Source organism: Palleronia caenipelagi (assembly GCF_007004065.1).
GTDB lineage: Bacteria > Pseudomonadota > Alphaproteobacteria > Rhodobacterales > Rhodobacteraceae > Palleronia > Palleronia caenipelagi.
This window is the reverse complement of record NZ_VFSV01000074.1, coordinates 1-7,808: the sequence shown is the minus strand read 5'-3', so window position 1 is coordinate 7,808 and position 7,808 is coordinate 1. Positions and strand designations below refer to the sequence as shown.

General features: G+C 55.9%; 11 protein-coding genes. 4 read left to right on the top strand and 7 right to left on the bottom strand.

What is annotated here, in order from left to right; translation table 11 throughout:
• Positions 1–835: 835 nt before the first annotated feature.
• The 3 genes from FEV53_RS18930 to FEV53_RS18920 form a co-directional block, all read right to left on the bottom strand.
• Positions 836–1,255 carry a hypothetical protein gene (locus FEV53_RS18930; RefSeq protein WP_142836254.1) on the bottom strand — a complete coding sequence of 140 codons (420 nt, stop codon included), beginning with the start codon at positions 1,253–1,255 and terminating at the stop codon, positions 836–838.
• On the bottom strand, positions 1,248–1,610 hold the full coding sequence (locus tag FEV53_RS18925; RefSeq protein WP_142836253.1) for a hypothetical protein: 363 nt from the start codon (positions 1,608–1,610) through the stop codon (positions 1,248–1,250). The genes FEV53_RS18930 and FEV53_RS18925 overlap by 8 nt, the downstream gene beginning before the upstream one ends.
• Positions 1,611–1,899: 289 nt before the next feature.
• Positions 1,900–3,099, bottom strand: a complete 1,200-nt coding sequence (locus FEV53_RS18920) for an MFS transporter (protein WP_246100935.1) — start codon at positions 3,097–3,099, stop codon at positions 1,900–1,902.
• Between the two features lie 78 nt (positions 3,100–3,177).
• Between FEV53_RS18920 and FEV53_RS18915 the strand changes: the two genes are divergently transcribed.
• From FEV53_RS18915 to FEV53_RS18900, 4 genes are all read left to right on the top strand, one after another.
• Entirely contained in the window at positions 3,178–4,149 is a 972-nt protein-coding gene (locus FEV53_RS18915; RefSeq protein WP_142836252.1) for a GlxA family transcriptional regulator, read from the top strand.
• A gap of 200 nt (positions 4,150–4,349) precedes the next feature.
• A complete protein-coding gene (locus FEV53_RS18910; RefSeq protein ID WP_142836251.1) occupies positions 4,350–4,676 on the top strand; it encodes a hypothetical protein in 327 nt (108 codons plus the stop codon).
• Between the two features lie 21 nt (positions 4,677–4,697).
• On the top strand, positions 4,698–4,940 hold the full coding sequence (locus FEV53_RS18905; RefSeq protein WP_425465509.1) for a hypothetical protein: 243 nt from the start codon (positions 4,698–4,700) through the stop codon (positions 4,938–4,940).
• Entirely contained in the window at positions 4,937–5,464 is a 528-nt protein-coding gene (locus FEV53_RS18900) for an RNA 2'-phosphotransferase (protein WP_142836250.1), read from the top strand. The genes FEV53_RS18905 and FEV53_RS18900 overlap by 4 nt, the downstream gene beginning before the upstream one ends.
• On the opposite strand, the gene FEV53_RS18895 is transcribed toward FEV53_RS18900, so the two are convergent.
• From FEV53_RS18895 to FEV53_RS18880, 4 genes are all read right to left on the bottom strand, one after another.
• Positions 5,439–5,846, bottom strand: coding sequence for a hypothetical protein (locus FEV53_RS18895; protein ID WP_142836249.1), 408 nt, complete (start codon positions 5,844–5,846; stop codon positions 5,439–5,441). The genes FEV53_RS18900 and FEV53_RS18895 overlap by 26 nt on opposite strands.
• The gene (locus tag FEV53_RS18890; RefSeq protein WP_142836248.1) at positions 5,843–6,460 is read right to left on the bottom strand and encodes a hypothetical protein; all 618 of its coding nucleotides are present in this window, start codon (positions 6,458–6,460) and stop codon (positions 5,843–5,845) included. The genes FEV53_RS18895 and FEV53_RS18890 overlap by 4 nt, the downstream gene beginning before the upstream one ends.
• A 4-nt stretch (positions 6,461–6,464) precedes the next feature.
• A complete protein-coding gene (locus FEV53_RS22240; protein ID WP_142836247.1) occupies positions 6,465–6,701 on the bottom strand; it encodes an Imm32 family immunity protein in 237 nt (78 codons plus the stop codon).
• 812 nt (positions 6,702–7,513) lie between these two features.
• Positions 7,514–7,808 (bottom strand): tyrosine-type recombinase/integrase (locus tag FEV53_RS18880; RefSeq protein WP_142836246.1); only part of this gene is annotated, 295 nt, incomplete at its 5' end.

The following is a 7,808-nucleotide window of genomic DNA, read 5'->3' as shown; positions in this document are numbered from 1 at the left end:
CGAAGCGCTGAAGGCCGTTTCGCCCGCCGCGCGGGAGGAAATCAGGTGTCTCTTCCCGGAGATCTGCGGGGCGGATTACCAGCCCATCCCGGTGCGGCCCATTCCGGAAAAAGGCAAGCTGATGAAACGCCTTGTCTACCGCCACCGCTCCAACGGCAAGCCAATGCTGGAGTGACCCAAAATGCCAGGACAGGGGCGGTGAAACAACCGCCCCTTCAGAGGGAGGCCATGCGGCTTGAAGTTGTTGCGACCAAGTAGAAATGTCCCTTGGTCTGCAAAGTAGAAATGTCACACCTGGGCGCTGAGGGGAGCAAAGCCTGACAGGGCAGAGACCTCAGATATCGCATCCCTGGCTGGCTTTGCGGTTTGCTGGTGCGGCGCTTCGGGTTTCTGCATGCTACCGCCGCTCAAACTTCAGGATGATGTCGATGTCCTGAAGCACTCACTACTTGTGCGAAAGATGAACGCAGCAGGACTGTCAGTTGTATTCGTTTTGAACAAGGGGCGATTACGGCCCATTTCCGGTGATCCCGGATCAGGGTGTTAGCGAGGACGATGAGCTTGCGCATCGCCGCCGTGATCGCGGCCTTCCCGGGTGGCCTGTTTGATCGCGGAATATCGCATGTTGCATACTTTTCTTGTCGTGTCGGGGAGTGTTGGACGGCGACCGGGCGCGCCCGACGTAACGGCCTGATAACCTCCTTGGGGCTTGGGTTGTTAGGGATGGGGGGTGTTCGCAGACGTCCTCAGGCCGCACGCCGCCGGGGTGTCACACGAGGCCCAGAGTCTTTCTTATGTACACTAAGTCAGCAATCCTGACCTAGACGGGGTTGTCTTAGCCAGCCATTCGCAGCCTTTCCCGCGGCGCACTCGTCCACGGGCTCGTACGCACTGGAAGCGCGTAATGCTCTTGCAGCTGATCAAAGAACCGCTCAGCCCGGTCATCGACGTGATGTCGCGCCAGCGCATCGAGGTCGTAGAGATGCTCGCGAACCCCAAAGGTCACATGGACGCGGTCATAGCTGTCCTGCGTGAGCCAGATCTCGTGCAGCGTGTTGCGTGCCACGATCCGGCTGGTGTGGTCCCGCCACGCGCCTTCGCAGCCCAACCATCTCTCTGTCAGGCATGTACCAACGACGTCGATCAGATCCTCATAAGCCCAATCCCACAGATCCACATCCCCCGCGTCGAGCCCCTCGAAGGGCTCGGCATAGACGGTGCGCCCGTCCTGGCTCCAATAAAGTCCCTCACCCATGACGCACCCCCCAGCGAACAGCACGTCGCGGATCTCCGCAGGCATCTGCCAGCGCGTCGAACACTTCTGCGATCACGGTCTCGCCGTCATCGGTCATTCCGCAGCTGGGGTAATAGCCTTTGTACTGTCCCCGGAACTCCCGCTGAAGCATCTGAAGGGCCGTGCCCCAGGCAGATGCCCCCAACACCGACCGCAGGCGGCCGAGCGACATTCCCAAGGTTTCAGCAGCCTGCCGTTCAGCCATCTCTGCGATGAGGCTGTCGCAGTCTCGTGTGTCGGTTCGTACATCCAGATCCGGCATGATCTCTTCCTTTCCGATGATGTCAAAATCACCGAAAAAGAAGCCTTCTCTCATCTCTCCTGAGGGACATCTCCACGAGCGGGCCGCTGGACCGAATCCAGACCGGGGTTACAGGATCTGAAGTTTCTTAGCTTTATTGGGGCAACCGGCCCGGAGCCGCCGTCTATCGCCAACTCAGATGCCGCGCCGCGGCCCGCGCTTCCTGCCGTTCGACACGGTGTGCAGAAAAATCACATGACGAAGGTCGGAAAAGCGGGCAAAATTGACGCGGGAGTTTTCCGCAGGAGTGCTGTCGTGGTTCGCAGTCCTGCTGGTCCTGTTGGTGCAGCGCAACCGCTACGGTTCAAATCGGTTCTGCCATCTGGCGCGAGAGAAGTATCCAGATCAACGCGACTGCAAGAAGCGGTGAGGAAGACAGCGCCAGTTCGGTCCATCCAAAGCCTGTGACGATCGCGCCCGAAGCAAAAACACAGAGTGTGGCGGCGAATGCGATCAGCGTATCGTTGGTGCCCTGCACGACTGACCGTTCTTCGGGCGATATCGCGGTGGAAAGGAGGTTGGTCGCTCCGATGAACCCGAAATTCCAGCCGATCCCGAGCACAACGAGCGCGACATAGAAGTGGTGGACCGATATGCCACTGGCGGCGATCAAAGCTGCCCCCGTCAGCAGCGCAAGCCCTGTCGCCACGATGGGAACCGAGCCAAATCGCCGGATGAGAAAGCCAGTGAAGAAGGACGGCGCGAACATCGCAACGACATGCCAGCGTACCACGTCGCTCGCCAAAGTTTCGGAATAACCGTGCTCCGTCATGGCCAGTGGCGTCGGTGCCATCAACAAGACCATGATGCCCTGCGAAACTGCGCTTGCCAGAACGGCAATCAAGACCGGGCGCCGTTTGAGGATGATGCCTATAGCTGCGCGGTCCAGGGTCGCCCTGTTCGCTGTCATGGTTGGACGAGGGATGCGGACAAAGACGAGTGGCACTAACCCGACGAGCGTGACGCAGGTGATCGCGGCATAGGCGCCGGCCAGCGGGACGGGTGCGAAGACGTCTTTCGTCCAGATGAAGACCTGCGGCCCGACAAAGGCCGCAACGAGGCCCGAAGATAGCATGATCGAGATTGAGATGGGTTGCCAATCACTTGCGACGACCTCCGCGGCGGCGAACCGGAAGTAGAGGTAACACGCTAATGCCGCTCCGAGGAAAGCGTGGGCAACACATAGAAGCACGAAGCTGGACCAGAGGAGTGCAAATACGCCGATTGCCCCTCCTGCCGAGGCCGCAAGTCCGCCAATAACAAATCCGACGCGACGCCCGTATCGCCCCATCAACAAGGAAAATGGTCCTGTTGCAATGAGACCCGCGAATGTCTGCACAGATGGCGGCAGGGTTGCGAATTCGGGGCTTGGCGCGAGAAGCAGCCCTGCCAATCCGCCGATGATGATGAGCATCGGCATGACCGACACGAGGATCGTGTTCGCGGCAATCAGTCCGACGAAGTTGATGTGAGCATGACGGCTTTGAGCATCGCGCATAAGCATGGGGTCCATCTGATGGTCGTTGACATCGTGACTTAAGCGGACGAGCATTCTGTCTGGAATGTCAAACTAGCGTCAAAAATGGACAATCGACCAAAGATCCGCGCGATAGATGTGCTGCTCTTCGAAGGTGTGAACGCGCTGGACGTCGCTGGGCCTGTGCAGGCTTTTGATGCTGCCCGCTTTGGCGATCGCGCAGCCTACAAGCTCCGCTACGTGTCGTTAGACGGCACGGCGGTGCGTGCCTCTTGCGGGATGTTGCTGGGGGCTGACGGAGCGCTCCGGTCTTGCGATCCTGTTCATGATCTCCTTGTTCCAGGAGGCGACGGTATCGACGATTTGCTTGGCAATGAGGCCGTTCTCGCGGCAGTGCGCGAGCGGTTGAGGCCAGACACCGGAGCGCGCGTAATCTCAATTTGTTCGGGAGCGCTGGTTCTGGCGGAAGCGGGCGTGCTTGACGGTGGGCCGGCGACGACGCACTGGTCGCGCGAGCAGGATGTCCGCCGCTTTGCACAGGTCGACTGGGATCTTGACCGGCTTTTTGTCGAGCGGACGCGGGTTTTCACATCGGCGGGTGTCACCACAGGAATCGACCTCGCGCTCTCGATCATCCGGTCAGATTGCGGTAATGCTACCGCTCTGCGCGTCGCGCGCGAGCTTGTTGTCCAATTGCACCGGACAGGAAATCAGAGCCAGTATGCCATGCATCTTGCCGGTCAGTTCACAAAAGAGAACACTCTGGGGCAGCTGATTGAGGCAATTATAACAAATCCGAAGCAACCCTGGACGCTTGATCGCATGGCGCGAGAATCGGTCATGAACCCGCGCACCCTCTCGCGCCGGTTCCAGGATCACCTCGCAACGTCGCCCGCCCAGTTCGTCGAACGGGTTCGCGTCGATCATGCGCGAAGCCTGCTGGAAGCCAGCCTTCCTGCAAAAATCGTGGCAGCAGAGGCTGGATTTGGCGATCTGCAACGTATGCGTCGGGCGTTCCAGCGCCGCTATGGCGTCAGTTTTGCACAGCACGCAGACGCGTTTCAAGATCAGGGCTGATGCCGCAGACTGACATCGAGCACTGCACAGTATCGCTCTGCAAACGGCCCACAACAGACATTGATCGCGATTTTGATGCTGCGCAGCGGCATATTAAAAGCTGCCATTGAACACAAAGTGCAGCATTTTACGCCAAACGACCGATATTTTTTGATATCAAAGCCCCATTTGCCTCAAGCATCGCAACGCTGGCCGATGAGATGCGACAGTCCAAAATACAGATGCAGGATATTCATGCGCAGCGCGTCGAATATGCCAAAGACATCCGCGACCTCAAAGCCTCCGTCGATACAACACGACGCGCCCTTGATCCCGAGGAGTTGGCAAAGCATGTCGCCGACAATAACACCGCCTTTATCGGTGAACATCTCGGACATCTCGCCACCATCGCCAAGCTCGGACACAACACCGCAAACGAGACTAAAGCCGCACTCGCAAACCTCAAAGACACTACCCAGAACATCGCAACAACACAGCAACAGCTCGCCGCTGTCGCCAACCGACTCGAAGCGCGCGACGCCAGATGAAAATGGGACTGGGTTACGCTGGTGGCCGGGATGATCGTGGCGGCAGCCCTTTCGGGCGGGGGGTCGTATTACTTCGCAAAGGGCACAATCGAGGCCAAAGACTTCGACCGAGCCATCACATTCATCAATCAAGCCAAAGCCGACTATTGGTGCAGCCGCGCAAAAGGACAGATCGTCAACGCAGACAATGGTTCACGATTCTGCGCGATAAGGATGATGGGGTTTCAGCCGGTTGAAAAGCCAGCGGCGGAGAGCGGACAATGACGCGCCCCATCAGAGAAACCAGTAAATTCCTAAGCTATATCTTGCGTCACAAACCGGATGCAATCGGCCTAAGCCTTGACCCGGAAGGATGGGCAAATATCGAAGAGCTGATTGCAAAAGCAGATATTCCGATCACGCATGACTTGCTGTATGAAGTCGTGGCCACCAGCGACAAAAAGCGGTTTGCAATCTCAGATGATGGCTTGTCAATCCGTGCTAATCAGGGACATTCTATTCAGGTCAACCTCGGCCTTGAAGCCATTGAGCCGCCTGAGGTCCTATACCACGGCACCGCAGAACGCTTCCTTGAAAGTATCCGAGAACAAGGGCTGCTCCCACAAAACCGCCAGTACGTGCATCTGTCAGCAGATAAGGAAACGGCAACCAAAGTCGGGCAACGGCACGGCAAGCCTGTCGTCCTGACCATCCCCGCACTCAAAATGCACCAGCAAGGACATAATTTTTTTCAAGCTCAAAATGGTGTATGGTTAATCCAAACTATAGAGGCCCATTGGCTTCCGTAAATTCACATGACTTAGCAATCACATGAAAAGCCACATTCTCCCATTCGAGATAAAAGAAAAAATGCCGCCGGTTTGGCTTGTAGCCATAACTTTCGGAGATTGCCTCGCTTTCATACAGTAACTTTGTATCAAAGAGCTCATAAACGCGACTGAAGTCATAGATAAAATCCGAAGCCAATTCCTCTGGGCAATATCCGGGCACCAGAAAAACATACTGATATGAACAGCTTTCAAACAGCAGCCGAATACTCTGCGTCCGATCATTATAAGGTATGGTTACACGCAGATCGCCATCTCTTTTCTCGAAAGAGATGTTGTCTTCGCCGTGAGGCAAAAGCAAATTAAGAAAATTAAGAAAATTATACCTCTCAACATACCTCATGGATTACCAATCCTCAGGAGCGATAGGCTCGCCTTTATTGTTATCAAGCTTATTCTGAACCGCCTGATCCCATGTGACACCCGGGCGCTGTTGTTTTCCTGTCTGATTGACTCCATTCCACTCGCTGCGTGGAACCCTGCATTTTCTAAAGCTGTTGATGTCCGTGCGTTATCAATGACAGGCTTTCCATTGATCGTGACATAGTTTGCTTCAATGTCAGCAGGATCAATTTTTCCCGACTTGATTGCATTGGTTAAGTCCTCGACCGTTTCAATACGTTCCCCTGCCAGATCGCTGTATTTTTGCTGACCTTCTTGGGTAAACGCTTTTCCCGGCTTCGCTTTAACCTGAGCATTGGCGCTGTCAGTCAAAGACCCCTTAGCACCAGTCGTTCCCCCCTTTGGGGCATTACAACACTCTGGCGCGATTTTGGCGTGCTGGTTAAAATTCTCAAATGACGCCAATTGGATAGCGCACTGATCCGCCAAAGTGACCGGCTTAAAAAGTTGATATCCCCCCGACGCGGTTTTTGCGCCCGCAGGCGCACACGCGAACAGCGCTGCCATCAGCAGGGCAATGAGGCCGGTAAAGAGGGCTTTGAGCCGCAGGGTCATATGTCTACCAATGCCTTAGCGTCACTTTTTGTAGAAGCGTATTCCCCGAACCTTGCTTAATTGAGGTAAGTTCATTACCCCCCCATTCTTCGGTCATAAGATGTTCGTGGTCGCGAGATTTCTTTAGCCTCACAAGGTAGTTTATAAGATTGGAAAGCCCTTCATCATTAAGATGTATTTCAACTTCATCTCCGTTTTCACATAATTCAAAAGTCAGAAGTTCAGCCGGTTTATCAGTCATTGTCTGTCAACTTATCGCCTAGTGGATACTTTTTTTCGGTAAATCCGAACCCTTCGGCCTGTTAACATCGACATGCGGATACTCGGTTCCAGCTTTCCATTGTTGGGTTCTGGGTCGATATGATACGAACGGCCTGTCTTAGGGTTCACATAACCACCTTTACCCCCGATGGGATCGGGGCCGCGTGGCTCGAACCCTTTGTCTATAAACATCTTGTCGATTTCTTGAGGTGTTTTGCCTTTAAAGGGGTTTGTTCCCAGTCCTGTTCCCTTTGGGGCAATAGACCAGCTCAGAGCGGCGCATCGGATCTTGTGGACATCTTCGAGTGTGTCCGCCTGCGTGTCACCGCCTATCGGCAACAGCGTAACTGTAACCGCGACATTCTTACCTGCCGCCGGCGGCCCTCGTGCCGGTAGAGATGCTCCAGAGGCACTCCGCGCTATTTGGAGCCTATCGCTTGAGAGCCAGACAACGTCTGTAGAGAGAGCCATCGCCCCGTTAGCGCAGGGTGACACGGTCGAAAGAAGCAGTATCAGAAATCCTGCAATGCAGGTCGTGATCCTTTTCCAGTAATGACACAGGCGGCAATTCATGAGGCGATCTTAAATATCGCACTTGATTGCGTCGAGAATAATGTCTTCTGAACCGAGGCTGGACCCATCCGATAGGTATCCTCGTCAGAAGCAGACATTAGATAGCATCCGCAGCGAACTTCTGCTTTCCGCCGTGCGTGTCTACTATCCCCTTTCCTGCACCCCGTGGCTTTGCTGACCACCTTCCGCACCGCCTGACCGTGGGCATCGCGCCACCGGTCATGTCTGGCGGGTGCTGCGTTCAGGCTCGCCGTTCATCATGCTGTCGATGCGGTCTGCGATCTTGTCTGCGGCCCGGGCCAGATGGTGGCTGTCGAGATGGGCGTAGCGGTTGGTGCTGCCCGGATTGCGGTGGCCGAGAAGTTTGCCGGTGAGGTACAGGCTTTCCCCGGACAGCACCGCATGGCTGGCATAGGTGTGGCGCAGATCGTGGAGGCGCAGGGAGGGGGGCAGGCTTGCGGCGCGCTTAATGTGGTTCCATGCGGACGTGATGGACCGGCGCGGGCGGTCGGGG

Coding starts and splice junctions, on each gene's coding strand:
- FEV53_RS18915 (WP_142836252.1), top strand. CDS start 3,178: ATGGACAATCGACCAAAGATCCGCGCGATAGATGTGCTGCTCTTCGAA.
- FEV53_RS22240 (WP_142836247.1), bottom strand. CDS start 6,701: ATGACTGATAAACCGGCTGAACTTCTGACTTTTGAATTATGTGAAAAC.
- FEV53_RS18890 (WP_142836248.1), bottom strand. CDS start 6,460: ATGACCCTGCGGCTCAAAGCCCTCTTTACCGGCCTCATTGCCCTGCTG.
- FEV53_RS18930 (WP_142836254.1), bottom strand. CDS start 1,255: ATGGGTGAGGGACTTTATTGGAGCCAGGACGGGCGCACCGTCTATGCC.
- FEV53_RS18925 (WP_142836253.1), bottom strand. CDS start 1,610: ATGAGAGAAGGCTTCTTTTTCGGTGATTTTGACATCATCGGAAAGGAA.
- FEV53_RS18895 (WP_142836249.1), bottom strand. CDS start 5,846: ATGAGGTATGTTGAGAGGTATAATTTTCTTAATTTTCTTAATTTGCTT.
- FEV53_RS18900 (WP_142836250.1), top strand. CDS start 4,937: ATGACGCGCCCCATCAGAGAAACCAGTAAATTCCTAAGCTATATCTTG.
- FEV53_RS18920 (WP_246100935.1), bottom strand. CDS start 3,099: ATGCTTATGCGCGATGCTCAAAGCCGTCATGCTCACATCAACTTCGTC.
- FEV53_RS18910 (WP_142836251.1), top strand. CDS start 4,350: ATGCGACAGTCCAAAATACAGATGCAGGATATTCATGCGCAGCGCGTC.